Genomic DNA, 26,161 nt, shown 5'->3' on the forward strand with positions numbered 1-26,161 from the left:
CTATAAGAAAGCGTAAACATCGATTGCGAAGATACGAGGAGGTTCTGTCGTGAACTACCGCGAACTAGGCAGTACAGGACTAAAAGTCAGTGAAGTGAGCTTCGGCACATGGGCTATCGGCGGCGCTTGGGGCCATGTCGATGAACAAGCGGCGCTCGACGGTCTGGCGCGCGCTATCGACCGCGGGGTCAACTTTTTTGACACCGCCGACGTCTATGGCGACGGTCGCTCCGAACACCTGCTGTCCATCGCGACCAAGGGGCGCGAGGATGAGATTCACATCGCGACAAAATTCTGTCGGGCGGGCGATATTCACGACCCGAACACATATTCTGAGGCGTCGGTTCGTGCGTACTGTGAAGCAAGTCTCAAACGTCTCAACCGCGAAGCGATTGACCTCTATCAAATCCACTGCCCACCGCACGAAATTCTGAAGCAAGGAGCCGTCTTCGAGGTGCTAGACAAGCTCAAGCGCGAAGGCAAAGTGAAACATTACGGCGTGAGCGTCGAAACGGTTGCAGAGGGACTGACCGCCATTGAATACCCAGGCGTCGAGGCCCTGCAAGTCATCTTCAATATTTTTCGGCAAAAGCCCATTCACGAACTATTCCCGGAAACAGCCAAGCGCAATGTCGGTATTCTGGTACGGCTCCCGCTCGCCAGCGGCCTACTGACCGGAAAATTCCGCAAGACCGACGTTTTCCCAGAGGATGACCACCGCCAATTCAACCGCAATGGCGATGCCTTCAACGTCGGTGAGACATTTGCAGGCCTGCCATTTGAAACCGGAGTCACTCTCGCTCAAGACCTCACCTGGATTGCAAACAACCGCGGCACAATGGCTCGCGCCGCACTCAAATGGTGCTTGGCATTCGACGAAGTCTCTTGTGTCATCCCTGGCTTCAAATCTGTGGCACAAGTCGACGACAACCTCGCTGCACTCGACGTGCCACCGTTCTCGGCGGAAGAGCTCGCACGGCTATCCGAGTTCTACAACGAGCGCGTAAAAGCGCACATCCGCGGCGCGTACTAAAGCATCGCGCTATCGGGTTAGACCACCATGGCGCGCAAGAAAGTGAAACAATCTGTCGCCTGCTTGCGCGCCTCTTTCCCATCATCTTGAGAGAATGTCAAGTTACGCAGATACCGGAATCCTTGTCTCTTTGTTGCTACACCTTGCTCCACGAGAATAGACACCCCCATACAAGGTAATACTGCCTGCGATATCTGAATGTGCCCCAGGAGGCAGAGCTCGTGTCAAATCCAACAACGGACTACAGCAATATTTACGAGGCCACAAAAAAGCTGCAGGATCTCAGATTCCAGCACTGGCTGCACCACGACATATTTACTTGGTTCTGGTGGCTACTGTTTGCGCTCGTCATTGTCCCCTGGATTATCTGGTGGAAACTCGCCGATAAGACGAGGTTGATTGAACTGCTGCTTTTTGGCGCACTCGCCGCTGTCATTTCTGTCACACTCGATACAATCGGAACACTCAACCTCTGGTGGATGTATAAAACGGAGTTCTGCGTTCAATTCCCTGGCTTACTTGCGGCAGACATCACCGATATCCCAGTAGTCTTCATGCTGGCCCATCAATATTGCGCGACGTGGAAATCATTCGCTATTACCATCCTTTTGATTTCCGGAATAGCTGCATTCGTGATTGAGCCTCTATGTAAATGGCTAGATGTGTATAACCCGCTTTCGTGGCGGCACGTCTACTCATTCGCAATCTACTGCATTATGGCCATGTCACTCCGATTAACCGTCATCAAGCTACAGGAAACAGAATTACGATCCGCACAAAAGTAGCATCGCAAGCGCTTTTGTCCCCAATCATTTGGCGTTACGGTCTTCACACCCTAAGGTAAGGCTGGTGGGGTATACGTGGACAGCCGGGATTGAACGGAGTCATCGACAATTCGCACGTACACCGTCGGGAGATAAAGCTCGGCAACAGCGTCCGGGCTGACCCTCCGCCTGTACCATTGACGTGGCACGGCTGCATATACAGCGTCGATGTCGGCTATCAGAGACTCGACGTCGATGCCCTCGTACACTGGGCGCCCCTCATCTAGGTAGCCCCTTGCGCGCTGCCACATCGCATACCCTCCGCGAACATTCCCCCGTTGCAGATGATATAGTGTCACAGCCGCCTGAATCAGCCCCTTCAGGACCACCGGGCGCCCCCGCTCCAACCACAGATGCTCCCCGTATTCATGGCACTCGAAGTAATCTTTGGCAACATTGAAATAGTACAAGTACGACAGCAGGCGATAATCCATCTGCAGCACCCCTTGTTGATCCGACTCCGTTGTCAGACAGCTTGACGAATACAGTGGGGGCACCCCATTCTGGAGCCCACCCACTTGACGTCAATGACTTACCAAATCGGCACAAACCCATCGATTTCTTGGAGAATCTTTTCGATTTCAGCCAGCACGTCGTCACTGAGTACAACGTCGACCGCTTTGACGTTTTCCTCTACTTGCGACACGCGACTGGCACCAATAATTGCAGAACTGACGCCCGGCTGACGAAGTGTCCAGGCGATGGCCAACTGCGAGAGCGAAGCACCAATCGATTGAGCGATGTTCTCCAGTTTCTGCACGGACATAAGCACGTCATCGCGCAGGTAGCTGCTAATCCAATGATTAGTCTCACGATTGGCCGCGCGCGTCCCCTCAGGAACACCCTGCCCAGGCTTATATTTCCCCGTCAAAATGCCCTGTGCGAGCGGTGAGAACACAATTTGGCCTATGCCAAACGACGCACACGTCGGTAGAACTTCTTTTTCTATGTAACGAACAAGCATGTTATAAATCGGCTGGTTCGATACAAGAGGCCGCAGGTTGCGCTTCGCTTCGATGGCTTTCGCATTGGCGATTTGCGCAGCACTCCATTCGCTGACACCCGCGTATAGAACCTTGCCCTGGGTGATGAGATCATCGAGCGCCCACAGCGTCTCTTCGAGCGGCGTGGATTCGTCGTAACGGTGGCATTGGTAGAGATCAATATAATCAAGCCCCAGACGTTGCAGGCTGGCCTCACACTGCTCAATGATGTGCTTGCGAGACAATCCCCGATCATTCGGCCCCTCCCCCATCGGAAAGTAAACCTTGGTCGCCAGCACATAGCTGTGCCTTGGGTACTTGCGCAGCGCCTCACCGACGACTTTCTCGGCCTCGCCCTGATTGTAGGCGTTGGCCGTATCAAAAAAGTTGATACCCAGTTCATACGCCTGATCAATACAAGCCATGGCGGTCTCCCGCTCCGTCGCCGTCCCATAGGTCAACCAACTCCCGAGCGAAACCTCGCTCACTTTGACACCGCTTACGCCCAGATTCCGATATTTCACAAATATTCCTCCTTGACATGGCCTACATTCGGATACACATCGCTACGTGATGAGTGTACTGCACCCGAGCCTCAGTGGAAAGGAATATGCAAGGTGCGCACGCCGAACATATAAGGCAAGAGCTTGGGCGATGAGTTGAGGGGTGATGGGATGGGCGGATTGGGTGGCGATACGGATGATATCGCGCCACCTAAACAACCAACCCCATCACGCAGTCTGTTTTCAGATTACCGCAACTGGGTCTTGCTATCGCCCCTCACAATCTACCAGTTGACCCGCTGGATGGAATTACATAAAGGGGAAAAGTGCTCATCCGCAGAAAACTTGCTCCATCCAGCTATCATTCAAAACATTGGAGTGAACGTCTTGAAACGAAGCATAATCGCCGCCACCGCAACTTTTGTAGCCCTGACAGCCAGTGCAGGTTTTGCGACGACGTTCGCTGCAACCACCCCCACAACCAATCTCACGTACACAGTACAAACTGGGGACACGCTGTACAAAATCGCAACCGCAGAACACGTGTCACTCGCCGCACTCGAGTCTGCCAATCCACAGATTACGAATGTCGCAAGTATTTATCCCGGCGAGACAATTCATTTGCCATGCTCTATGTACACCGTCCAGCCAGGCGATACTCTGTATAAAATCGCCATTGCACATGGCGTATCCCTTGCCGCCATCCAATCGGCAAATCCACAAATCAGCAACTACAGCAATCTGAGCGTCGGACAAACTGTAAATATTCCTACCCCCTCGACCCCAGCGACAGCTACCAGCGCATCAACCACGAGTTCAACGAGTCCGAGCCAAACGGCTGCGTCACCATCCAGCAGCGCTGCAGAGCGGCAATCTATCGTCACCTACGGAGAAAGTTTGATTGGCACGCCGTACGCGTGGGGCGGCGACACGCCGAGCGCAGGTTTTGACTGCTCCGGTCTCGTCGAGTACGTCTATCAACATGCAGGTATCACACTACCGCGGGAGTCTCATGATCAGGCCACCGTCGGCACGCCCGTAAGCCAAAGCGCATTGCAACCGGGTGACCTGCTGTTCTTTCAAGACACAGACTCCAACGCGAGCCTATACGCCAATCACGTGACCCACGTAGGCATCTATCTTGGAAATGGTGCGATGCTCGAGTCGTCGTCATCCAAAGGTGTCATTATCGTGCAAAATGTGTTCTCCAACTCCTACTACACGTCGCACTACTATGGCGCGCGAAACGTCATCGGCTAATTCACACAAATTCAGCATAAACAGCAGGCGGCGCGAATGATGCGTCGCCTGCCTTCATATCGCGTAAAACCGCCAAATTCACAAATAGGGAAAATATCGAAACAGTCGATGAGCTACGCACATAACTACCCGCCCGGTTTTTCGGGGGATTTTGGACGACAGATATGACAGTCGGCCTTGTGTTCGAAGAGGCCAGGCCCCTTTTCAACCCTGAAACGGGGATAGGTTCGACTTAGGAACTCAATCGGAGAAAATCCTATCCCCCATGGGCTAAAATCACGTCCGCGGTCGGATGCGTGGCTCCCCACGCAGGCATCCCTTTCCTGACCAACTCCCCACTTTTTGTTATAGACTCCTTTAAAATCCCGGGAAAACTAGACATGGTAGGTTTACTCCATCAGCATCTCCCTATCTCCGTCCTCGAGAAGTGATTCATGAGTAATCAGCAAACATAAGTTAGTCAATACTAACTATTGACGTTAGAATTAACTAACAATATAATCGGGGGGGAAAAGTTGACTAAATTAGTCATATTCATGAAGGAGATGGAGCTATGTTTACCACGTGGTTGAGATCAAGCAGATATGCGTCTGCTGTGTTAATGCTACTTCGGGTGTACCTTGGCTGGACTTTTCTTCATGCCGGTTGGGGAAAATTGACGGATGCCAAGTCGTTTAGCGCAGCGGGATTTCTCATCCACAGTCTACAACATCCTGTTCTTGGCCCCGATAATCATCCAGCGTATCCGTGGTACAACGCATTTCTCCACGCCTTTGCCATCCCGCATGCGGATGTGTTCAACTTCTTGATTCCATGGGGTGAAGTGCTTGTAGGCGTGGGGCTTATCTTTGGCGTGTTGACGACGGCCGCTGCATTTTTCGCCATGTTGATGAACTTCATGTACATGTTCGCAGGCAGCATTTCAACCAATCCCATGGACATTCTAATTGGCATGTTTATCATTGTCGGAGGCTCCAATTCAGGATTTTTCGGAGGCGACTATTGGCTGGTTCCCTATCTCCGCAAATTCACTGGACTCGTCCAAGCAGGACAGGCAAACCGCATAGAGACTGCGTCATCACCGCGCCTCTAACGCGAATCAAGCATCCTGTCCATCCGCAGGCGGCTCCTTGTCCACCTGCATTTTTCTCTACATTACTGTATCCCAACTGTATCCCACATCCACTCAACAAATCACTTCAACAGATAATGACTTCGCTGGGCACCGCTTCGATTTAGGGCGTGCCCTTTCATCTTGGACATTTACGTACCTCGCGTAAAAAGACTTTCCCACCTTCGGTAATGCTCAGAAATTCCTAGTAGCATCGTGCCGCTGTGGATTGTACAATGGCGTCGCAATCAATTGCTAACCAATCTGACCTCTAAATGCGATCGTCCGATTTGTTTGCAGCCCATTGTGCAAATACAATACAGACAGATAGTTTGATACAGTAAAAAATAGGCTTTCAAAGCTAGAAAAAGCCCATATACTTAAAGCACGCAGAGTCCTGTCGAAATTTGCTGAAACATGTCTATTATCAATCCTATCCATCAGTTAGGAAGTTGAGGTTAACCACGTGATCCAGTTTGACTACACCATCGAAACCCTTTTGAATACATTACCTGATTTCATTGCCTTTAAAGATGGCGAGGGTCGCTGGATCCTAGCCAATCCCGTCGCGCTAGAAGTATTCCATCTCACCAATGTGGACTACGTGGGCAAGCGCGATAGCGAACTGGGCACCCATGTTCCGTTCATGATGGAGGCATTGAGACATTGTGAAGCCACCGATGAAGAAGTATGGCGGCAAGGCGAGACGGTGCGTGGCAAAGAAACGATTCCACAACCCGATGGACGTGTACGAATTTTCGATACGATAAAAATCCCGACGTTCTACCCAGACGGCCGGCGCAAAGTTCTAATTGTTGTCGGCCGTGATATCACCGATTTTGTGCACAATCGCAAAGATTTGGAGGAAAGCCGCCAACGTTACCAATCGCTATATCACAACAACCCGAATCCCACGTTCTCCGTGGATTTATCCGGGAGAATTACCACGGTGAACGCGAAAATGGAAACGCTGTTAGGGTACACGGCAAACGAGCTTGTTGGACGACCAACCTCATTTTTTGTCAGCGACGAAGACGTGTCGCGCTGTGAGGAGTTTTTTCGCGAAACGCTACTCGGAAATCGCCATGTGATTGAGATTGGCGTCGTCACGAAGAGCGGCAGACAGATTCAACTCGAAATCCACGGCGTCCCCATGATTGTGGACGGCGAGGTCGTTGGCATTTACGGCGTGGCACAGGACGTGTCGGACCGTACGCGCGCGGAGCAGATTATCTACCACCTCGCGTTTTACGATCCGCTCACCGGCCTCGCCAACCGCGCCATGCTGACGAACCGGATTAGCGACGCGATTGCCGATCTCGGCGCAGGACATGCACTCGCAGTGTTGTTCATCGACCTAGATCACTTCAAATCACTAAACGACACGCGCGGTCACTCCATGGGTGACTTGCTGCTCAAACGAGTCGCCCAGCGCCTGCAAGCGTGTGTGCCCGCGAGTGGTACCATTTGCCGGCTCGGCGGCGACGAATTTATCGTCCTGTTACCGCGACTAAAAGAGGCATGCGAAGCCGTCACCGTGGCCAAGCGCATTCTGGATACCTTTTCGGAACCATGGGATTTAGGGGGAGAATGTGTCTACATCACGGGCAGTATTGGCATTGCGATGGGAACGGACAATACCGTCGATGCAGAACAGCTCATCCGCAATGCGGACATGGCGATGTACGACGCAAAAGATAAGGGTAAAAACACGTATCGCTTATTTGACGCAAGTCTAAGCGATAAATTGCAGCGCAAAGTCAAACTGGAAACCGCATTGCGGCAAGCCCTGGCGCAGGATATGTTCACGGTTTGTTACCAGCCGCAATTTGACATGGCGACGCGCCGCATCATTGGCGCTGAGGCCCTGCTTCGCTGGAATCATCCGCAGGGCATCTATCCGACCCATGAATTGATTCAGGTGGCAGAAGAAACGGGATTAATTGTGCCCATTGGCTTATGGGTACTGCGCACCGTCTGTCGTCAAGCAAAGCAGTGGCGGGAGGCCGGACATCATCCACTGCGAATCTATGTCAATGTCTCCCCTCGACAATTTATCGATAACCGATTTGTTCATCACGTAAAACGAATTCTTGCCGAGACAGACATGGATGGACACGCGCTGGGCCTTGAAATCACGGAGGGTGTAATTATGCGAGACGTACATTACGCGCAAGAGACGCTCCAGGCACTGCGGGACATGGGCATGAAAATTGACATCGATGATTTCGGAACAGGCTACTCGTCCCTCGCGTACCTCAAGCGGTTCCCAATTGACCGAATTAAAATCGACCAGTCCTTCATTCGCGATGTCACAAATAACGAAGCCGATTTAGCGATTGTCAAAACCATCATCTCACTCGCCCATAACTTTCAAATCCCGGCGATTGCCGAGGGGGTAGAGACAGCGACGCAATTTCAACTTCTAAAACAACACGGCTGTGACGAAGCACAAGGCTATTTTCTTGGCCGTCCCGCGAACAGCAACGACTTCAACACCCATTTAGGGACGGCACACTAAGAAGGCGCGCCTGAAACCCGAAGCGCCAAACGACATCAATCACCCGCGGAACCGATGCCGTTGCCCGCCGAAACCTTGGCGGCCAACGGCAGGCGACGACAACAATCCGGTATCATTCCTTTGAAGCATTCCGCTGGCTGAACAATCTCCGAAACGCGACAGGAATGGCCGTCTCAAACGTCAATATCTCCCCTGTCACCGGATGGCGAAATGTAAGCAGTCGCGCATGCAGCCCTAGGCGACCCATCGGGTTTTGTCGAGATCCATAACGCCTATCCCCAACCACCGGATGACCGATACTTTGCATATGCACGCGAATCTGATTCTTTCTCCCCGTCTCCAAATGCAACTCCAGCAACGAAAAGGTGCCGTTCGTCTCTAATCGCTTGAAACTGGTGACCGCCTTGACACCGTCTCCCGGGCGACTGACAAACATGGTCTTTGTGCCACTCTCTTTTAACCACGTCTCAATCGTGCCCTCTGATTTCGCCACTTCCCCCTCAACCACCGCCACATACGTGCGATTGAGCACACTATCTCGCCAGGAGTTCTGTAGCGCCTGCTGAACAGATTCGCGCTTCGCGAACATCATCACACCCGAGGTCTCCCTGTCCAGCCGATGCACAATGAAAATGCGGTTGTCCTTCGACGCCGCCCGAACATGATTGGTCAAAATGCGGTACGCGGTGCGCTCGTGTTCCTGATCTGTAGCGATAGACAACAACCCTGGCGGCTTGTCGATAACCAACAAGTGCTCATCCTCAAACAATATACGAATACCGTGCAGCACCTCGCCCATGCCTGACGCCGTTCCCAACACCTTAACCGTCTGCTGCGGTTCCAGCTTGTGATCATGACGCGTAATGATTCTGCCGTCAACCATCACTTGCCCACGCGTCAACATCATTTTGACTTTATTCCGACCTTTGTTTGAGAACTGTTCCAATAAAAAAGGAAGGAGATCTTGCGGTTTTGAAACCGTCATTGTGATTTCCTTTGCCATGTCTTTACCTCCGCCCTGTCGACAACCGCGCACAGCCTGGATACAGAGACACGAATTGATTGTGGTGTTGTCCGTACTCTCCTTAGCGTTTGCACTCTGCCGTACTTCGATTCTAAGCGAAACACGGGAACCACCGCATTGCAACCAATTCCTATGAATCCACACAAAAATGTTTTGTTCTCCACCATCATACCGTATACTGTATACATGATACGATATTCAGAATAATCGTGGAGGCGGTTGAATTGGCAAAAAATTATCGAATTGGCCTCATTGTTCCGAGTTCTAACACAACCATGGAAACAGAGATTCCTGCGATGCTGGGATGGCGGATGCAGCATATGCCGGAAGAGACTTTCACCTTTCACTCCAGCCGGATGCGCATGATGCACGTCACGCCTGAACAACTAAAGGCCATGGACACGGAGAGTGACCGCTGCGCAGTTGAATTATCCGACGCCCGCTGCGACGTGTTGGCATACGCGTGTTTAGTCGCGATTATGTGCCAGGGGCCGGGCTATCACCAATCGTCAGAACGCCGGCTTTCCCACATCGCTCACGAAAACGGTGGAACGAAAAACGTAATCAGCAGCGCGGGCGCCCTCATCGACGGCATTCACACCCTAGGTGCAAAAAAAGTTGCGCTCATCGCGCCTTATATGAAACCGCTGACAAAGACAGTTATTGACTATATCGAAGCGGAAGATATCGAGGTGACGGACTCGATTAGTTTGGAAATTCCCGATAATCTTGAGGTTGGCCGACAAAATCCATTAAACTTAATCAATATCGTCAATCAACTCAATTACAGCCAGGCCGATGCTGTCGTATTATCGGCGTGTGTGCAAATGCCATCTCTGCAGGCGATTCAAAAGGTAGAAGATAAGATTGGCCTACCCGTCCTATCTGCGGCGACCTCCACCGTCTATCAAATCCTCAAGGGGTTGCAATTAAAGCCATATGTCCCGAACGCCGGCCGCTTACTAGCAGGCGCCTACTAAGTTGCGTCAGCTTTTTGATTGGAGTATTTAAGTCTTGTGGTGGAAAGAGGCTAAGCTCTCCTCTTTCCATTTTTCGATCCCGTTCGATTCCAACGAGTTCCGATGTACAAGGTAGACTTCATACTCCGACGAGTCAAAATTGTAATAAGCGTAGCCCACTTGGTGAAATCTTTCCTATCCTTGTCATACGTCATTCGCGCCAATTTCCTGAAAAAAGATTATTATTCTTTTATTTCCATTCACCCCGTCACCAACTTAAATTACCGTCGTTCGAATGCGAGTTTTAATCCAAAACCAAACAATTGCCAGGCCAGTATAAATCACACCCATCATAAAAAGCTGTTCCATTGTATTTACCCCTGGCTCCACGAACTGCGGGAGGAAGGTCAGAAAGAACACAGCGACCTTTGGATTAAGCGCATTGGATAAAAGACCTATTGTTGTTTTGGTGATTAGTGCTGTATCTACGCCTGGAGAGGTAATCACCACAATGGTCAAAATCAAAAATGGAAAAAATGGTGCGTGAGTAAACACCCCTCCCCTATGTCCACTCATTATAAACGACTATCATCGGGTAAGTTATCTAGAAAGTTCTGCAGGTTCTGCTGGAGATGCGCTTGCATCAACTGCTCTGCCGCTTCGCCGTCTCCACGAAGAATCGCCTCATAGATTTCATGGTGTTCGTGTGGCAGCTCTGCGCGGTTCTTTACAATATCTTTGCGACACAGCAAAATGATGCTCTGCATGCGGTCGATAAGTTGGGTGATTTGGTCATTGCCGCAGGATCGGACAATAGTATTGTGAAACAACGTATTCGTTTTCATCACGGTCTCAAAGTCAGCTGTGTGTGACGACTCAGTCAACGTGCGCAAAAAATCCTTGTCCTGTTGACTCATCTGAGTGGCGGCCACTTTTGCTGCGTGTCCCTCTAAAAGGATGCGAATTTCGTAACTGTCCTTAATTTCCTTTGGCGTGAATTGCACCACAGATTTATTTCGCAGCAATCCCTCGTGTTCAAGGCGGATAATCGCTTCCCGAATTGGCGTCCGGCTAATGTTGAGTTCCGCTGCCAAACGTTCTTCGGATAACTTTATACCAGGCGGTAAATCGCCCTCGATAATCTGCTTAAATAAATAGTCATACACCTGCTGGTATGCGGGTTGTGGTTTTTGGATTTCCATTAGCCCCATCCTTGCTCGTTGTATTCAGTATGACGTCGAATCTTGTATACAATATCCAGTGCGCATCTATCGTATCAGAAAAATAAACCCTATTGTCACAAAATTATTTCATAGTATTCTTATTGACAAACCATCTGACAAGATGATCCATGAAAAGCGAGGGATTCAATTGACACAAAATCAGCAATCGCGTCGTGCTACGCCGCCATTTCGGGCAGATCAAGTAGGCAGCCTACTTCGCCCGGAGCGCGTTAAATTGGCTCGACAACAGAGAGCAGCAGGGAAAATCAGTGCTGATCAATTAAGAGACGTGGAAAATGAAGAAATCCGCCGCATTGTGGACAAACAAAAAGCCATCGGGCTCCAGGCCGTAACCGACGGTGAACTGCGGAGGGCGTGGTGGCACTTCGACTTCCTCGAAAATTTGGTTGGTGTACAAAGTTATGAAGCGGATGGCGGTATCCAATTTCACCAGCAGCAAACAAAATCTCACTCCGTAAAGGTCATCAGCAAACTGGGCTTTGGCGACCACCCGATGTTGGCGGACTTCCGGTTTCTTCACAGTGTCGCGGGCGCGCACGTCGCGAAAATGACCATTCCAAGCCCCAGCATGCTTCATTTCCGCGGTGAAATCGACAAACAGGTCTACCCGGACGAAGCGATGTTCTTTCACGATCTCGCCGAAACCTACAAACAAGCCATCCACTCCTTCTACGACGCAGGTTGCCGCTATCTGCAACTGGATGATACGTCGTGGGCCTATTTCTGTTCGGAGGAGCAAAAGGCGCAAATGCAGGCGCGCGGGTTGAATCCGGAAGCGCTCACGAAGTGGTATGCAAAGACGATTAATCAGGCCATTGCTGGTCGTCCGTCGGACATGACCATCACCATGCACATCTGCCGGGGCAACTTCCGCTCGACGTGGATTTCCTCTGGCGGATACGAACCTGTGGCGGAAATTCTCTTTTCTGGCTTACATGTCGATGGGTTCTTCCTCGAGTACGACAGTGACAGGGCTGGTGGATTCGAGCCGTTGCGCTTTGTCAACCGCAAGGACCTACAAATTGTCCTTGGACTGATTACCTCGAAAACGGGTGAACTGGAAGACCGCGACGGAATTGTACGCCGCATTGAAGAGGCGTCGCGGTACGTTGATTTAGCCCAATTGAATCTCAGTCCACAGTGCGGCTTTGCGTCGACAGAGGAAGGCAATTTGCTTACAGAGGATGAACAGTGGGCGAAATTGCGTCATGTCGTCGAGATTGCCAACGAAGTTTGGAAGTGACTTTTGCAGTGCAAAAGTCAATGAATAACCTCGACACGTAGGTTCACCTCTTCATCCTGCCACGCCAAGGAACGCCCCGCACCAACGTGCGGGGCGCCTTTGCGTCTTTTTTTTCCTGTCACTCCAATGGCGCAAGGGTACACTCGCTCGTGTCACTACCTTAACCACGCCGACAAATCCCAATGGGTCAGTCGTTCGAGCTGGACAATGTCCTTTTTGAAGTAATTTTGAAGTTCATGTCGTAAAGAAGCGTCAACTGCGATTTTTGACAAATTTTTCTGCCGAACAGCCTGGGCCATTCGCTGCCGCAACGCCATTGGCAATAAGGGCTTGATAGCGGCCTTCACGGGGTTGTTTTTAGTGAGAAACGTGTGGAGTCGGCGACTTTTTGGAATACCCGAGGCGTTCGGACGAATGCTGGTATCTGGCTCAAACGTGGTATCGATACCTAAAAAATCGAATACGCGTCGACAGACTGCGACTGTGTGCCGATTGAGATCCTCATAGCGGAGAAATAACATCTGTTCCCTGGGAAACACATCGAGATACGGTTGCAGCTGTTTGAAATAGAAACCACGCCGTGTATAATGCCACATCGGCGCCCAGTGCTTCGCAATCCGCTCTTCTTCTGCTGCAATGGCATCCGCGAAATTGGCCAATGGCTCGCGCTCGTCGCGGCGCAAATGTAGGTAGGCTGAGTGGGCGCGCTCGACCGGATCGCGCAAGATAACAATCAGTTTCACGTTCGGAATGAGGTCGTGAATGCGCCTGGCGGCATCGGCCGTGTACAGATACATGGGTGAAGCCTCACCGACGGCTTTACAGCCGTCTGCCTCATCAAAGAGCGCTTGATAATCGGCAAATCGAGTAATACTGCTGCGATTTGTCCGATCATCACCCGGTCCTTGAAAACGAACTTCCTGATTCGCCAAGGCAAAGTAATTCGGTTCTTTGATACTCGGCATAAAGACTTCTGGGTGTTGTGACAAATACCGATACAGCGCCGTCGTTCCTGCTTTGGCGGCACCGATAACCAAAAAATTCGGAAGCAACTTGAACACTCCTATCTACTAACCTAACTTTCATCATATCACTTGGATGTTTAAATTCCCTTGAAGCCAGACGTATCCCCCCATCTTTTAAACTTCATCCCGACGTCCTTCCATGCTAAAATACACGCAGGAGATGATGACTTAATGGACGAAAAGCAACTACTCGATGCCGTTCGTTTAATCGTACGTGAAGAAATCGGGACCGTTGAACAGCGGCTCAATAAGCGGATTGACGCCGTCGAACAGCGGCTCAACAAGCGCATTGACGCCGTCGAACAGCGGCTCAACAAGCGCATTGACGCCGTCGAACAAGCGCTCAACAAGCGCATTGACGCCGTCGAACAAGCGCTCAACAAACAGATTGACGCCGTCGAACAAGCGCTCAACAAACGGATTGACGTCGTCGAACAAGCCGTCTTAGAGACAAGTCAGGATGTTAAAGTCATCAAGACGCATCTGAATGACACCGTCACCGACGTCAAAGTCCTCAAAAAGGCCGTCGCCAACAACTAATCCGCAAAAGTTAGCCATCTCTTTCCACCACAGAATCCACCAGCCAGGAAAATGAATAAGAATTGTCCGAAATATGTAATATCCCACCTGCCTGTACCGTCTAAATAGGAGAGGTAGCTATGACCTCTATCTTTTTGCGCACTAGAACATACCATTCTCTGCTAATGTGAGTACAATCTAGAAAATTGGAGGCACAAGATGAAATTTCAACATTTGGTTGCTGGGGTCACCCTCTCGGCGCTCACGGTTTGCGCTGTCCCTGCTGTGTCTTACGCGCAGGCGGCGCCTAGTGTGATTGAGGCGGGATCGACCGGCAGTGAAGTTGTCACCCTACAAAATGACCTCAATGCACTTGGATTCACAGTCGGTCAAGCGGACGGGATTTTTGGACCGAAGACTGAAGCGGAAGTCGAATCGTTTCAAACGAAACACAAATTGACGGCCAACGGCGTCGTCAACACGGCGACGTGGAATGCCCTCAACAAAGCGGTGTCTGCACTCGTCGTCAAACCTATCAGCCTCAGTAAGTCGAGCACGGCAGCCAAAAACTTAGAAGTCAAGCACATTTACTACAATAACAAGTTGATTACGTCGCCCTACGGATTTACGTACAATGGAACGGCTTACATGCCGATTTGGTACGTCATGTCGACGTTAGACAAAGAGGGCTTCACGCACACGTGGTCAAACAACGTCTGGAATATCAAGGTCCCATCGAGTACCTCAGTAGACTACAGCAGTATTAAGTATGGCAAAGGCAGCATGGCAATTGCCATCAACGGAACCGTTGTGGCGCGGGTGATGGGGATTACCCATGTAGATCCCGCCTCCAACTCAACCACAACCTTCATGCCCATCTACAACGTCATCCAAGCGCTAGACCGCGTCGAAATCCACTCCGATTGGAACGGGAACACGTGGAAGATGACCAGTTCGGCGCAATCCACTGCACCAAGCGGCGCAGCGGCCTATGGCAATGTCGACTTACGCTATCCGGCACCTTCCAGCATCACCGCCGACAGCATTGATGCATACTTGTCCAAAAGCGTCTATAACAACACCGTCGGCTCTCCAATGACGGGACTCGGCGCATCGTTTATGGACGCGCAGCGCACGTATGGGGTTGACGCAAACTACCTCGTCGCCCACGCTATCGAAGAGACGGGCAACGGGACGAGTGCCATTGCGCAGCAAAAGAACAACCTATTTGGGTATGGCGCCTACGACGCAAATGCTGGTGCGGACGCCGGCGTCTTCCCAAGTGACGATTACGCTATCCGCTTCCAGGCGTGGGAGGTACGCAATAACTACCTCGACCCGTCGAGCAGCAACTATGGTGGAGCACCCACCCTGACAGGTATGAGCGTAAACTATGCATCCGACCCTGGATGGGCCTCGAACGTTGAGAGCTTGATGGGCGAAATTTCATCTTTCGTGAACTCCAGCGTCAAAGACTATCAAACCTATTCACCCAGCAACACGCCACCCGCACCGAACAGCACAACGGAGCCAGTCTACTATCTGAACGGCGCTATGGGGAGCACCGAATCGAATCCATACTATAATGGCGTTCCGTACTACCCAAGCGTAGCCGAAGGACAGACGGATATGTTCCCTGGGCCACTGGAAAGCGGCAGTTTCGGCGACTCTGTGAAACAGATCCAACAATTCCTCAAATCTACTGTCGACGCAACTCTGACGGTTGACGGGCAATACGGCGCCGCGACAGAGGCTGCAGTCAAACAATTCGAAGCTGCTCACAATTTACCGCAGGATGGGAATTGGAGTTTTTCGATGTGGGAGACATACATTCACCCAGACGACACCACAACCACACTTCCAGCCAATGAACCGGTCAAAATTGATGAAATCGCCGAAGGCATGGCGGGTGGCTACGCAGTTCCGTGGTACCATATCGAAAATGTCGGCTGGGTCGATTCACAATATGTACAATTGACCAACGTCTACCGCCTGATGGCCACAAACCCGGAGAGTACCAACACCAACATCCCCGTCTATAGCGACGCGGCCGGCACGGCAAAAGTCGCCACGCTCCACAGCGGCGACTTCGTGGTTGCGGCCTCATCGACACCAGGCGGCAGCGCATACCAGATTCAATTCGCGATTGAATCCTTGGCCTCCGGCAGCAGCCAATCGCCAGGTACCCTGCTAACGGGCTACGTCCCTGCAAACAGCGCCACATTAGTCGCGCAGCAATAAGGCGCTTGCGCGCTCCGGCGCCCGCCTCGCCCCCTCGCGCTCTGGCGCCTGATCTGCGTGCGCGGAGTGGATAGGCGAGGTGCGGGTGGCAAGCGCAGCCTCCATGGCCGCCGCAAGGGGATGCCAATCACCGCCTTCCCAGCGGCATCCACATGCACATCCGCCAGCCGCAATCACTGATTAGTTGCCCTCAGCGTACTGCTGGAGCGGTGCCCAGACTTCGCTGTCTTCCAGCCCAATCCGCCACAGCGCGACGCCGCGAAGATTGTCCTGTTTCGCAAGTTGAAGTTCGTCCCCGATGCTTTGGGCGTTTTCGTAGTACACAGTATGAGTCACGCCGCTGGCCGTGTAGGTGAAGTAAGGTTCCTCGGCCTGGCTATCCCACTTCGGCGTGATGTTATTTTCCGATATCAGCTTGTTGACCTGGGGCAGCGTCAGGGCTGTCGTCTGTCCATTTGCCCAGTCGTAGCCGTATACGGGTAAGCCAAGGAGCACTTTGTCAGGTGGAATTTGCGTCGTCGTGTACGACATCACCTGCTGCACCCAGCCCACTGGCGCAATGGCGCCGGCGGGTCCGCCCGGGTACGAGTAATCGTACGCCATGACCATCACTTCGTCGCTGGCATTGCCGATGGTCGCGTAGTTATAGGCGCTGCTCGCGTCCGTGACCGCCGGTACGTCGACACTCAGTTGTTTGCCGGCCGCATGCAGGGCGTTCGCGAGATCCGTGATGAATGATGTAAATAGGGAGCGGCTGGAGGTTGGGAGCATTTCAAAATCGATGTTAATACCTGCAAACGGTGTCCCTTTCACGAGTGACACCATGTTGTTCAGGAGTGCTTGCCGCTTCGTGGCATCGCCCAAAATTTGGGTCGCAAGTGTCCCGTCGAAATCGCCAGTCGTCGAATTCATATTCGTCACCGTGATATACGCGGACAAGCCATTTTGCTGCGCGTAAGTGCCCGCTTGCGTGTAGCGTGTTCCCTCTAAACCGCCAGCAGACGTAATCGAGTGGGTAAACGTACTAAACTCCGTGACGGTCGGATTCGCTTCCAAATCTGTCAGAGAATCTGTACTGCCGCCATAGTTGGTGACAAAGCCAAACACCACTGGATTGCTTGTAGCAGACGTAATCGACCAAGTTACCCCATTCCAGGACGTCTGAATACCCGCTGCTTGAAAAATCTGTTCGATATAGTAAATCGGCATGTAAACCGTGGGCTGCGCATTAGCGCTGGCAGCCGGATCATGTTTGACGACTGTATTGACCTTCTTGACTAGTTTGCCGTTGATGACAATGCTTGTAGATCCGCTCCCGACCGGAATATCCGAAAAGTTCCCATCCGTTGCGGTGGTCAACGTCCAGGTATGACTTGTTCCGTCCCAGGACTGTGTAAAACCTGCCGCCTCCAGCGCCTTGCCAACATACCAAATCGGCATGAAGGTGGTCTGCTGACTGCCGTCGGAGGTAACGACGCCATACGGACGGGAGAGAACTGTTCCGTTGACCTTCACAGTTTTTTGAAGCGATGAACTGGCAATCGCATCGGTTGGAAAAGCTAGTGCAGAAACGGCTAGAATGAATAGGCTGATTGCAGCGCGTCGATTCAAGTGGCGTAAATCCTCCCAGAGTCTCTTTGCCTATGATTCTACTGGAAGTTAAGAGGAAAATCCGCTGGAAATGCGTGGGCAGGTCTGCTGGGGGCATCCCAACGACACGTGCCAACGCGCATCGGATCCCCCAGTGACCCATTCATTTTTTCATTGTGGCGGTAGACTGCCGCGTTGTTAGTGCGAACACACTTACGCCCGCGATTTCTTTGCGAATTCGGCGAACTGCTCGTTGACGTTCTGATTGCAGATACCGCCGTGATAGCAGAGCGCCGTTTCAATATCGAAATCCGAGAAATGGGCAATTGAACGCCATGCTTCGTCCACGTCTGGTGTGAAAGCCTCATTGGGTCCAAGTAATTTCCCGTTTTCCGAAATAATCGCGTCACCCGTGACAAGCGTCCGGCTCTTAGCATGGTAAAGGCTAATATGTCCTGGCGTGTGACCCGGCGTGAAGATGACCGTGAGACCGCCGAGATACGGAAGCACCTGGCCGTCGGCGATGGTCGTGTCGACCTTGACCTTTGGTGGTTCACCGCGGGACGCGTCGAATTTAATCAACGGTTTGTCCCCTTCGATGTATGGCTTGTCCAATTCGTGCGCCAATACCTCAATCTGCTGCGCTGCCGCTGCACGAATTTCTGGCGCACCGCCAATGTGGTCAAAATCTTGATGCGTGAAAATGATTTTGTTCAGCCGCTCGAACGGTACACCTGCCTGCTCCATTTCACGTTGAATCGCCGGCAGCATGCCAGGGAAACCGGTATCCACCAAAATCACATTCTCTTCATCCCAAAGCAGCGTTGGGTGAATCACCATCTGACGCCCTTGCATGTCAATGGATAATTCAAGTTGTGCAATTCCATCCGCAATTCGATTCATTGATCAATACGCCTCCTTCTATCAGACAATGTCGTCCTCAGACAATGCCTCGTCTATTGTACGCGCTGCGATATGCCAAAAACAAATCGCACGCCATCCTAACAAAAGGCTTTCCCCATCAATCCCCGTGTGCCCCATCGTCCTGTGGCGAGCGGTGCATCGGCATCATGCGCATCATCGTGTGGACGATACTCTCGAGCCGCGCGACCACGCTAATGGCCTCCTCTGGCATCGGTGCATAGTGACTCCATTGCGGGTGTGCAATCATGCGCTCCATACTGTCTGCATCCAATTCCACGTCCCGGTGCATGACGGCGAATTCCATCACGTGCAATGCCTCGTCGATGTATTTGCCGACATCCAACAGCGCTCGGTCCTCCTCACGCGGGTGACCGCCCTTTTGCAAGCGAGCCTCCAGTGCCAATAAAACATCGGAAAAACGATGCATCGCGGCGAGTACACCAATTGCAACATGTGGATCCCACCCCTGTTGCACCGGCTCATTCATCGCCTGTTGGACCGCTGCCACGGCGTTCGTGCGCGCAAGGCGCGCCGACTTACGGAGAGCTTGCACTTGCGTCCCCTCGCCATCGCGCAACCGCGACAGCACAGCTTGAAAATACTTTCTTTGCGCTCGAATCAAATCCGCCAACGCCACATGAACGCTTTGATGCCGCCAAGACGGCCAGAGAATATACGCCCCAAAAGCCAAACAGCTACCGATGACCGTAGCAATCAGCCGTCCAACCATCGTCGAGAGCACAGGTTGCTGTTGAAAGAACGACAACAACACAATAATTTCGCCGGTGAGTGCGCAAGTAAACAGCGCATAATTGTAATTGACCATCGTATACATCGCACCGGCGAACACGAGGATGAGCAGTGCACCAAACAAATGGTTTTTATCCGGCACCTGAACCAACCATGTCGCCACACAAATTCCCAAGACGGTCCCCGCCATTCTCGCGATGCCCCGCGAGAACGTGGCAGTAAAATCCGGCTTGAGGATAATCATCGTCGTGAGCGGCAGCCAATAGCCATGGGGCAGCGGCAGCCAGCGCGAGAGCATCCACCCTATGCACAGCGTCACAATCACCCGAATGCCGTGCCGAAACGTCGTGGATTTTAGCGTGAGATTCGCCCGCAGAACGGTCCACGCCCGTTGCCATTGGTGCATAAGTGGTGTCTTGGCTGGCGCCGACGCCATATCGACTGGAACAATCCCAGTCCATTGGTCCACCGCGCGCGCGATAACGACCGCGACTTCCTGTGCGTAAAGACGGGCCTCCCCCGTCACCATTCCGTCGGCTGTACGCTTCAATTCAGCGACCGCTAACTGCAGCTCTTGCGCGTCATCCGACGGGTGCATGGGCTGTTCGCGAATCACGTGGGACAATCGCTGGACGACATCCGCCAATGCGCGAAGCACTGGTTCTATCCCATCTACTGCCCCGCCACCACTGTGGCTATCATGACCACGCGTCATCCCCACCAGCGCGACCGCATACATGCGAATTTGTTCTGCAGTGTTCGTCAACACGCGCAATTGCTGCCACTTCAATTGTTTCATATACGAGTCATTGAGTGCGGTCTCTGCGTTGAGTAGCGCCGTGGCCAACTGCAAATCGGCGACCCGTGTGTGCCGTTGTGCGTAGTTGGCGAGGCTCGCGTACACCTGTGCTACAGCGCCCGCCTCGGCACTTCTGCGACTCATGGCGTCGACGAAGAGCATCAGCAGCGTCTGGCACACTCCGCCAACCAAAACCAAAACTGCCCGATAGACGGCGTGAAGTGGGTCTTGCGGATAGGTCGAAACCAGCAACAACGCATTAGTCGACAAAAGCCCAACTTGTCCCGCTTCGTTGCTCAGTGCCCCCATCATCGCCGCGATAAAGCCACTCGCCATGATACACAGGACGATAAGCCAGGGAACATTCCCCGCAAGTGCGCCGATAAACGTCGCGACCCCCATCCATGCGGTCGCCAGGAGCATCGTTCGCGTGCGCTTTCGAGCGGTACCGCTCATACCTGCAAAACCGGTGACAAGCGCACCGACGGACACGCCTACGCCGAGTAGAAGTTGGTGTGCCAAGAGGCCAACAACGAGCGGCAGCACCACCCCCACCGCATTGCGAACACCCGCCAGAACCAGAAGTTGCGTTCTGTCATGCGCAGTCAAGGTATTCAAGCTTCTCAACGTTCTTTTGCGAAGCATCTTTCGCGGCAGCCGCCTTTCCAACCGTTACAAATATTTTTCAAACCAAACACTTCGTCAGTAGAACTATACCGTATACGGCCTCCCAAGATGCGCTTTGTCACCATGAACAAACCATGAAAATGGCATATACGCAAGACCTGACTGTAGCGTGCGGTCATCTTGAAACGAGTCCCACTTGTCGTACCCATTTGATCTCCCGTATGATTTTGATAATTCCCCGGGCACTAAAATCTGTGGTCTAAATCACTTGCTGCAGCACAACAGACAACGTCAGTATCGAATCATACAAAGGAAAGTGTGAGAGAGCGCCATGAAAATGCACAATGACAAACATAATGACAAACATCGTTCGCCCGCAACCGCACGCCGAATCAAACTCCGCCGACAAATGGCATGCAACGATGAAACATGTCACGGCCGATGATGATGCACACAACGAACCGAATTCAGTTAGGCGTACTTGGCGCGGATGACTCGCTGGCTATTATTCAGGAAGTCGCGAAAACGTATGAAGAGTTGGAATTAATCCCGATTGTCTATTGGGAGGAAGACGAGATACCTGATCAGATTGCGCCGTATTTGTCTCGGGCGCAGATGTGGCTCTTCAGCGGTCAAGTTCCATATTCCATTGCGCGCCAGCAATTTCAGCTAGACCGTCCGATGTTCTACACGCGCCACTCCGGTGAAGGACTTTATAAAGCCCTCTTATATTGGGTTCATGAGCACGGATTGAAGGTGTCGGATATCAGTTTTGACACACTCAGCCCCGATGTCGTCGCGACGTTTTTAGCCGATGTCGGCATTTCGTCAACCGTGCACCTCAAACACTACAACGGCGTCATCCGATCCGAGGAACTCGTCAACTATCACAAATCGCTCTGGGAAACAGGTGTGACGCGTGCATCTATCACGTGCCTCCGTTCCGCCCATCTGCAACTCGAAAAACTGGGCCTTCCCTCGATGCATCTGACACCGACACACAGCGAAGTGCGCCAAGTGCTTGAAAACATCATTCAGACACACGAACTATTACAATCGCGCGACGCACAAGTCGTCGTCCAATTGCTTGCGATGAACTCTGCCCAAATTGCCACATCGGCCACCGACTACGACGCGACGGTTCAGCGTTACGCGCGCTATGTCCATGGTTCCACGCAAAAACTGGGCGCTTCCCAGTGGATGGTCTATGCAACCCGTGGCGCCATTGAAGAAATCACGCACAATTTTTCAAGACGTCCCAACCTGCCCTTCCTAGCCGACATCGAAGCCCAGATTACGGTAGGTATTGGTATCGGCACAACCGTCTTGGCGGCAGAAGAACGCGCGCACTTCGCATTGAACGAAGCAAGTAGCTTAGGCGCTGGACAGTGGGTCTGTGTTTTGGAGAACAACCATGTCATCTCACCACTGAGCAGTGATGAAGACACTTTATCGTACCCACTGTCACACGGGGACTATGAAGACTTGAGCCATGCCATCTCGCTTAGCGCACTCACCCTGACCAAACTCGCGAGTGTGCTCGACAAGCAAGGCTCAACCCGATTGACCGCGCACGAACTCGCCAAACACCTGCATATCTTGCCGCGCAGTGCCCGCCGCATTCTCCTGACGCTAGAAGCGCATGGCCTCGCAACGGTCGTCGGAGAAGAAACTCCCTATCAACGTGGCCGACCACGAAAAATTTACGATATTCGATTGGAATAAGACTAGTCAAATAATTTCTAAGAATGCTATAGTATTCTCAACCGTAAATCAGCCGAAAATAGGTTCGGCTGATTTTTAGCATAATTCTGGGAGATGAAATCATGTCTGTTGAGCTGTCGAACATCCGTTCCCTGGTCCAACAAATTGGTGGTGAGCTGGTCACTTGGAGACGTCATTTGCATCAAAATCCGGAATTGTCATTTGAAGAAGCGCAAACGGCGCAGTTTGTCTATGACACATTGTCCACGTTTCCAGGCCTTGAGCTATCCCGTCCCACCAAGACCAGCGTACTCGCGCGGCTAAAGGGCGCACAGCCTGGTCCGACCTTGGCAATTCGCGCCGACATGGACGCGCTGCCAATCACTGAGGAAAACGACTTTGAATTCATCTCCAACACACCGGGCAAGATGCACGCCTGCGGGCACGATGGGCATACTGCCATGCTGCTCGGGACAGCGAAAATTCTCAGTCAATTGGCCGATCAAATTCACGGCGAGATCCGCTTTATCTTTCAACACGCGGAGGAACTATTCCCTGGCGGCGCACAGGAAATAGTCAACGCCGGCGTGATGGAAGGCGTTGACGCGGTCATCGGCATCCACCTCTGGTCACCGCTAGAAGTCGGCAAAATCGCCGTCCGCTCCGGCCCCTTTATGGCCGCCCCCGACACGTTCTACATCACCATTCGCGGTCAAGGCGGTCACGCGGCGATGCCACATACCACGGTTGATCCGGTCGTCATCGCCGCCCAAGTGGTCACCAACCTGCAGCACATCGTGTCGCGTAACATCGACCCGCTCGACCCGATTGTCCTGTCAGTCACCCAGTTCCACGCAGGTACGGCACACAACGTCATTCCGGAGACAGTGGAACTAAACGGCACCGTCCGCTCGTTCAAACCGGAACTGCGTACAGAGGTTCCGCGGCTGATGGAACAAATCGTCAAAGGCATCACAGAAGCGCACGGCGCTACCTATGAATTCCGCTACGAACAAGGGTATCGCCCGGTCATCAACGACGAAGCAGTCACTCAACGCGTGCGCGATGCGCTCGTCGAGGTATTCGGAGAAGAGGTCGTGATCGAGGGAGATCCACATATGGGCGGCGAGGATTTCTCGGCTTATCAGAGCGTGACGCCTGGAACATTTTTCAACGTCGGCGCTGGCAACGCGGCAAAGGGCATCGTCTACCCGCATCACCATCCCAAGTTCACCATCGACGAAGACGCATTGCCTATCGGCGTCGAGGCGTTCGTCAGCATTGCACTGAAGACATTAAGCTAATCTGCGTTCTAGCGAAATTGCGCCAATGAAAAGGGCAACACCGTATTCGAACGAATGCGTCAGCGCGAAACAGCTGGCTGACATCAGCACCGCGGGCGATTACGAGCCATGACAGTCCAGGCTGAAAGGAGGTGACGGCTTTGTCCGTCCGCTGGCTTACGATTATTCCGATGATTGGGATTTTTATTGGCGTCATCTTCGCGAATCATGCCACACCGATTGTACTCGGCATGCCGTTCTTATTTTTCTATATGGTCGTATGGATTGTCCTGACATCTGTGTGCATGGCTATCGTGTACAAATTCGATCCGACGAATAAGGAGTGAAACCTTCGCTATGCACAAGTCACCCATGGTGATTATCTTCGCCACGATACTGATTTCATTGATTTTAGGCATGCTGGCTCGCCGCAAGAAGAAGATGGACTTGGAACAGTGGTCCGTCGGCGGTCGCGGCTTTGGTGTGATGTTTGTCTTCCTGTTGCTCGCCGGGGAAATTTACACGACGTTCACGTTCCTTGGCGGCAGTGGTTGGGCCTACGGAACCGGTGGACCAACCGTCTACATCCTGGCGTATGGCGCCGTCGCTTACTTGTTTTCCTATTTTCTATTACCACCAATTTGGCGCTATGCAAAAGAACACAATCTCATCTCGCAACCGGACTTTTTCATTAAGATGTTTGACAGCAAGTGGCTCGGCATTCTAGTCGCCGTCGTCGGTGTAGTCGCCATTATCCCTTATCTGCAATCGCAGATGACCGGCCTTGGCCTCATCGTCGAAACGGCTTCCTATGGCACCATCAGTCAGCCCATCTCCATCGGCATCGCAATGATTGTCCTAGCCGTATACGTGACCATCAGCGGCATACACGGTACAGCCTGGACAGCCGTCCTAAAAGACATCCTGATTGTCATCGTCGTCCTGTTTATCGGCATTGCCCTGCCAATTCACGTCGGTGGATTTCACGACATGTTCACAAAAATCAACCAAGAAAAGCCTGGCTTTTTGACACTGGGCAATGGCGGCATGGGGATTCCCTGGTTCATTTCGACCGTCGCCATGACGGGCCTCGGGTTTTACATGTGGCCGCACGCCTTCGGCGCCGTATACACGGCGAAGCATGAACGAATCTTCCGGCGCAACGCGATTTTCCTGCCACTCTATCAACTCGTGCTGTTGTTCGTCTTTTTTGCAGGGTTTGCGGCCATCCTCGTTGTTCCAAACCTGCAAAATTCGAACCTGGCCCTGTTGGCCGCTGTCCAAAAGGTGTTCCCTGCTTGGGTCGCAGGCATCATCGGCGGAGCGGGTGTACTGACCGCCATTGTGCCAGGTTCCTTGATGCTGATGTCGGCAGGTACGCTTATCGCGGAGAACATCTACCGCCCCTTATCCAAGGGCGCGACGGACGCAAAGGTACAAATCGTCGCCCGCGTGTTCGTCTGGATTGTAGCAGCCGTCACATTTCTCTTTTCACTGCAAAGCAACGCGGCGATTGTCTCTCTCTTGCTGATGGGATACGACTTCGTCTCGCAGTTCTTCCCAACCGTCCTGCTCGCAATTTTCGCACGCGGCGCGGTCAGCAAAGTTGGCGCATTCGCCGGCATCCTAGTCGGTGTCGGCCTCGTCGTCTACTTCACACTCTCAGGTCAATCCATCCTGTGGGGTGTCAATATCGGCTTCTGGTCTATGCTTGGCAATATGATTGTCGTCCTCATCGTCTCTGCCCTGACACGCGATGCAAGCAGCAAGGTCAGAGAGACGGTGACCGCATAAGCGGACCTTCGCAGACCACTGAAGCCCAACCACAACAAACAGACTCAACGGAAGCCGCACGGCTTCACGTAGCGAACGCGCCGCATGGGCATCACGCCAAGCGGCGCGCTTGTGTCATGCGCGGGTGGATACGGTAGAGAGGGACGCGGCGCGGCGGCCTGGCACGTAGTGGCTTTCCAACCACGCGCGCCCCCCTAGCC

The 26,161-nt window shown here is 52.5% G+C and carries 22 protein-coding genes and 1 pseudogene; 13 read left to right on the forward strand and 10 right to left on the reverse strand.

Features of this window, described 5'->3' with window-relative positions; translation table 11 throughout:
* Window positions 1-49: 49 nt before the first annotated feature.
* Window positions 50-1,033: an aldo/keto reductase gene (locus J3482_RS03680; RefSeq protein ID WP_206922075.1), complete on the forward strand. Its 984-nt coding sequence runs from the start codon at window positions 50-52 to the stop codon at window positions 1,031-1,033.
* A 221-nt stretch (window positions 1,034-1,254) separates the two neighbouring features.
* On the forward strand, window positions 1,255-1,818 hold the full coding sequence (locus tag J3482_RS03685) for a CBO0543 family protein (RefSeq protein ID WP_146821588.1): 564 nt from the start codon (window positions 1,255-1,257) through the stop codon (window positions 1,816-1,818).
* A gap of 50 nt (window positions 1,819-1,868) precedes the next feature.
* On the opposite strand, the gene J3482_RS03690 is transcribed toward J3482_RS03685, so the two are convergent.
* Entirely contained in the window at window positions 1,869-2,291 is a 423-nt protein-coding gene (locus J3482_RS03690) for a DUF309 domain-containing protein (protein ID WP_146821589.1), read from the reverse strand.
* Window positions 2,292-2,389: 98 nt separating this feature from the next.
* On the reverse strand, window positions 2,390-3,364 hold the full coding sequence (locus J3482_RS03695; RefSeq protein WP_146821590.1) for an aldo/keto reductase family protein: 975 nt from the start codon (window positions 3,362-3,364) through the stop codon (window positions 2,390-2,392).
* Window positions 3,365-3,721: 357 nt separating this feature from the next.
* On the opposite strand from J3482_RS03695, the gene J3482_RS03700 reads away from it, so the two are divergent.
* The 3 genes from J3482_RS03700 to J3482_RS03710 all read left to right on the forward strand — a co-directional run bounded on the left by J3482_RS03700 (window position 3,722) and on the right by J3482_RS03710 (window position 8,235).
* On the forward strand, window positions 3,722-4,603 hold the full coding sequence (locus J3482_RS03700; RefSeq protein WP_438938605.1) for an NlpC/P60 family protein: 882 nt from the start codon (window positions 3,722-3,724) through the stop codon (window positions 4,601-4,603).
* Window positions 4,604-5,156: 553 nt separating this feature from the next.
* Window positions 5,157-5,696, forward strand: a complete 540-nt coding sequence (locus J3482_RS03705; RefSeq protein ID WP_146821591.1) for a DoxX family protein — start codon at window positions 5,157-5,159, stop codon at window positions 5,694-5,696.
* Between the two features lie 484 nt (window positions 5,697-6,180).
* Window positions 6,181-8,235: a putative bifunctional diguanylate cyclase/phosphodiesterase gene (locus J3482_RS03710; protein WP_146821592.1), complete on the forward strand. Its 2,055-nt coding sequence runs from the start codon at window positions 6,181-6,183 to the stop codon at window positions 8,233-8,235.
* Between the two features lie 112 nt (window positions 8,236-8,347).
* Here J3482_RS03710 and J3482_RS03715 read toward each other — a convergent pair whose 3' ends face one another.
* Window positions 8,348-9,238: an RluA family pseudouridine synthase gene (locus J3482_RS03715; protein WP_206922076.1), complete on the reverse strand. Its 891-nt coding sequence runs from the start codon at window positions 9,236-9,238 to the stop codon at window positions 8,348-8,350.
* Between the two features lie 245 nt (window positions 9,239-9,483).
* Between J3482_RS03715 and J3482_RS03720 the strand changes: the two genes are divergently transcribed.
* Window positions 9,484-10,239, forward strand: coding sequence for a maleate cis-trans isomerase family protein (locus J3482_RS03720; RefSeq protein WP_146821594.1), 756 nt, complete (start codon window positions 9,484-9,486; stop codon window positions 10,237-10,239).
* Between the two features lie 285 nt (window positions 10,240-10,524).
* On the opposite strand, the pseudogene J3482_RS20845 reads toward J3482_RS03720, so the two are convergent.
* Both J3482_RS20845 and J3482_RS03730 read right to left on the reverse strand, forming a co-directional pair.
* Window positions 10,525-10,674 (reverse strand): annotated as a pseudogene (locus tag J3482_RS20845) (LysE family translocator); the annotation flags it as partial.
* Window positions 10,675-10,793: 119 nt separating this feature from the next.
* Entirely contained in the window at window positions 10,794-11,420 is a 627-nt protein-coding gene (locus J3482_RS03730) for a GntR family transcriptional regulator (protein ID WP_146821596.1), read from the reverse strand.
* A gap of 142 nt (window positions 11,421-11,562) precedes the next feature.
* Here J3482_RS03730 and J3482_RS03735 point away from each other — a divergent pair, with 142 nt between their 5' ends.
* Window positions 11,563-12,705: a 5-methyltetrahydropteroyltriglutamate--homocysteine S-methyltransferase gene (locus J3482_RS03735; protein WP_146821597.1), complete on the forward strand. Its 1,143-nt coding sequence runs from the start codon at window positions 11,563-11,565 to the stop codon at window positions 12,703-12,705.
* Between the two features lie 155 nt (window positions 12,706-12,860).
* Here J3482_RS03735 and J3482_RS03740 read toward each other — a convergent pair whose 3' ends face one another.
* Window positions 12,861-13,757, reverse strand: coding sequence for a sulfotransferase family protein (locus J3482_RS03740; RefSeq protein ID WP_188332106.1), 897 nt, complete (start codon window positions 13,755-13,757; stop codon window positions 12,861-12,863).
* A 144-nt stretch (window positions 13,758-13,901) separates the two neighbouring features.
* On the opposite strand from J3482_RS03740, the gene J3482_RS03745 reads away from it, so the two are divergent.
* Complete coding sequence (locus J3482_RS03745) at window positions 13,902-14,270, forward strand: hypothetical protein (RefSeq protein WP_206922077.1); 369 nt, start codon at window positions 13,902-13,904, stop codon at window positions 14,268-14,270.
* Window positions 14,271-14,468: 198 nt separating this feature from the next.
* Entirely contained in the window at window positions 14,469-16,490 is a 2,022-nt protein-coding gene (locus tag J3482_RS03750; RefSeq protein ID WP_206922078.1) for a peptidoglycan-binding protein, read from the forward strand.
* Here the strand turns inward: J3482_RS03750 and J3482_RS03755 are convergent.
* The 4 genes from J3482_RS03755 to J3482_RS03770 form a co-directional block, all read right to left on the reverse strand.
* Window positions 16,473-16,667 (reverse strand): hypothetical protein, encoded by a 195-nt coding sequence (locus J3482_RS03755; protein ID WP_146821609.1) that lies wholly within the window; start codon window positions 16,665-16,667, stop codon window positions 16,473-16,475. The two genes, J3482_RS03750 and J3482_RS03755, sit on opposite strands and share 18 nt — an antisense overlap.
* A gap of 3 nt (window positions 16,668-16,670) precedes the next feature.
* Window positions 16,671-18,101: a glycosyl hydrolase family 18 protein gene (locus J3482_RS03760; RefSeq protein ID WP_146821610.1), complete on the reverse strand. Its 1,431-nt coding sequence runs from the start codon at window positions 18,099-18,101 to the stop codon at window positions 16,671-16,673.
* Between the two features lie 192 nt (window positions 18,102-18,293).
* Complete coding sequence (locus J3482_RS03765) at window positions 18,294-18,983, reverse strand: MBL fold metallo-hydrolase (protein ID WP_146821611.1); 690 nt, start codon at window positions 18,981-18,983, stop codon at window positions 18,294-18,296.
* 118 nt (window positions 18,984-19,101) lie between these two features.
* Window positions 19,102-21,171, reverse strand: coding sequence for an FUSC family protein (locus J3482_RS03770; protein WP_188332109.1), 2,070 nt, complete (start codon window positions 21,169-21,171; stop codon window positions 19,102-19,104).
* 450 nt (window positions 21,172-21,621) lie between these two features.
* Here J3482_RS03770 and J3482_RS03775 point away from each other — a divergent pair, with 450 nt between their 5' ends.
* From J3482_RS03775 to J3482_RS03790, 4 genes are all read left to right on the forward strand, one after another.
* Window positions 21,622-22,905: a helix-turn-helix domain-containing protein gene (locus J3482_RS03775; RefSeq protein WP_146821613.1), complete on the forward strand. Its 1,284-nt coding sequence runs from the start codon at window positions 21,622-21,624 to the stop codon at window positions 22,903-22,905.
* Window positions 22,906-23,006: 101 nt separating this feature from the next.
* Complete coding sequence (locus J3482_RS03780) at window positions 23,007-24,188, forward strand: M20 family metallopeptidase (protein WP_146821614.1); 1,182 nt, start codon at window positions 23,007-23,009, stop codon at window positions 24,186-24,188.
* A 140-nt stretch (window positions 24,189-24,328) separates the two neighbouring features.
* Entirely contained in the window at window positions 24,329-24,514 is a 186-nt protein-coding gene (locus tag J3482_RS03785) for a DUF3311 domain-containing protein (RefSeq protein WP_146821615.1), read from the forward strand.
* 10 nt (window positions 24,515-24,524) lie between these two features.
* Window positions 24,525-25,961 carry a sodium:solute symporter family protein gene (locus tag J3482_RS03790; protein WP_146821616.1) on the forward strand — a complete coding sequence of 479 codons (1,437 nt, stop codon included), beginning with the start codon at window positions 24,525-24,527 and terminating at the stop codon, window positions 25,959-25,961.
* Window positions 25,962-26,161 lie beyond the last annotated feature (200 nt).

The sequence above is a fragment of the Alicyclobacillus suci genome, assembly GCF_017329615.1.
GTDB classification, from domain to species: Bacteria; Bacillota; Bacilli; order Alicyclobacillales; family Alicyclobacillaceae; genus Alicyclobacillus; species Alicyclobacillus suci.

Excerpts from the sequence above, each read along its gene's own strand:
- J3482_RS03790 (WP_146821616.1), top strand. The coding sequence starts at position 24,525 with ATGCACAAGTCACCCATGGTGATTATCTTCGCCACGATACTGATTTCA.
- J3482_RS03765 (WP_146821611.1), bottom strand. The coding sequence starts at position 18,983 with ATGAATCGAATTGCGGATGGAATTGCACAACTTGAATTATCCATTGAC.
- J3482_RS03775 (WP_146821613.1), top strand. The coding sequence starts at position 21,622 with ATGATGATGCACACAACGAACCGAATTCAGTTAGGCGTACTTGGCGCG.
- J3482_RS03730 (WP_146821596.1), bottom strand. The coding sequence starts at position 11,420 with ATGGAAATCCAAAAACCACAACCCGCATACCAGCAGGTGTATGACTAT.
- J3482_RS03750 (WP_206922078.1), top strand. The coding sequence starts at position 14,469 with ATGAAATTTCAACATTTGGTTGCTGGGGTCACCCTCTCGGCGCTCACG.
- J3482_RS03780 (WP_146821614.1), top strand. The coding sequence starts at position 23,007 with ATGTCTGTTGAGCTGTCGAACATCCGTTCCCTGGTCCAACAAATTGGT.
- J3482_RS03715 (WP_206922076.1), bottom strand. The coding sequence starts at position 9,238 with ATGGCAAAGGAAATCACAATGACGGTTTCAAAACCGCAAGATCTCCTT.
- J3482_RS03705 (WP_146821591.1), top strand. The coding sequence starts at position 5,157 with ATGTTTACCACGTGGTTGAGATCAAGCAGATATGCGTCTGCTGTGTTA.
- J3482_RS03690 (WP_146821589.1), bottom strand. The coding sequence starts at position 2,291 with ATGGATTATCGCCTGCTGTCGTACTTGTACTATTTCAATGTTGCCAAA.
- J3482_RS03735 (WP_146821597.1), top strand. The coding sequence starts at position 11,563 with ATGATCCATGAAAAGCGAGGGATTCAATTGACACAAAATCAGCAATCG.
- J3482_RS03745 (WP_206922077.1), top strand. The coding sequence starts at position 13,902 with ATGGACGAAAAGCAACTACTCGATGCCGTTCGTTTAATCGTACGTGAA.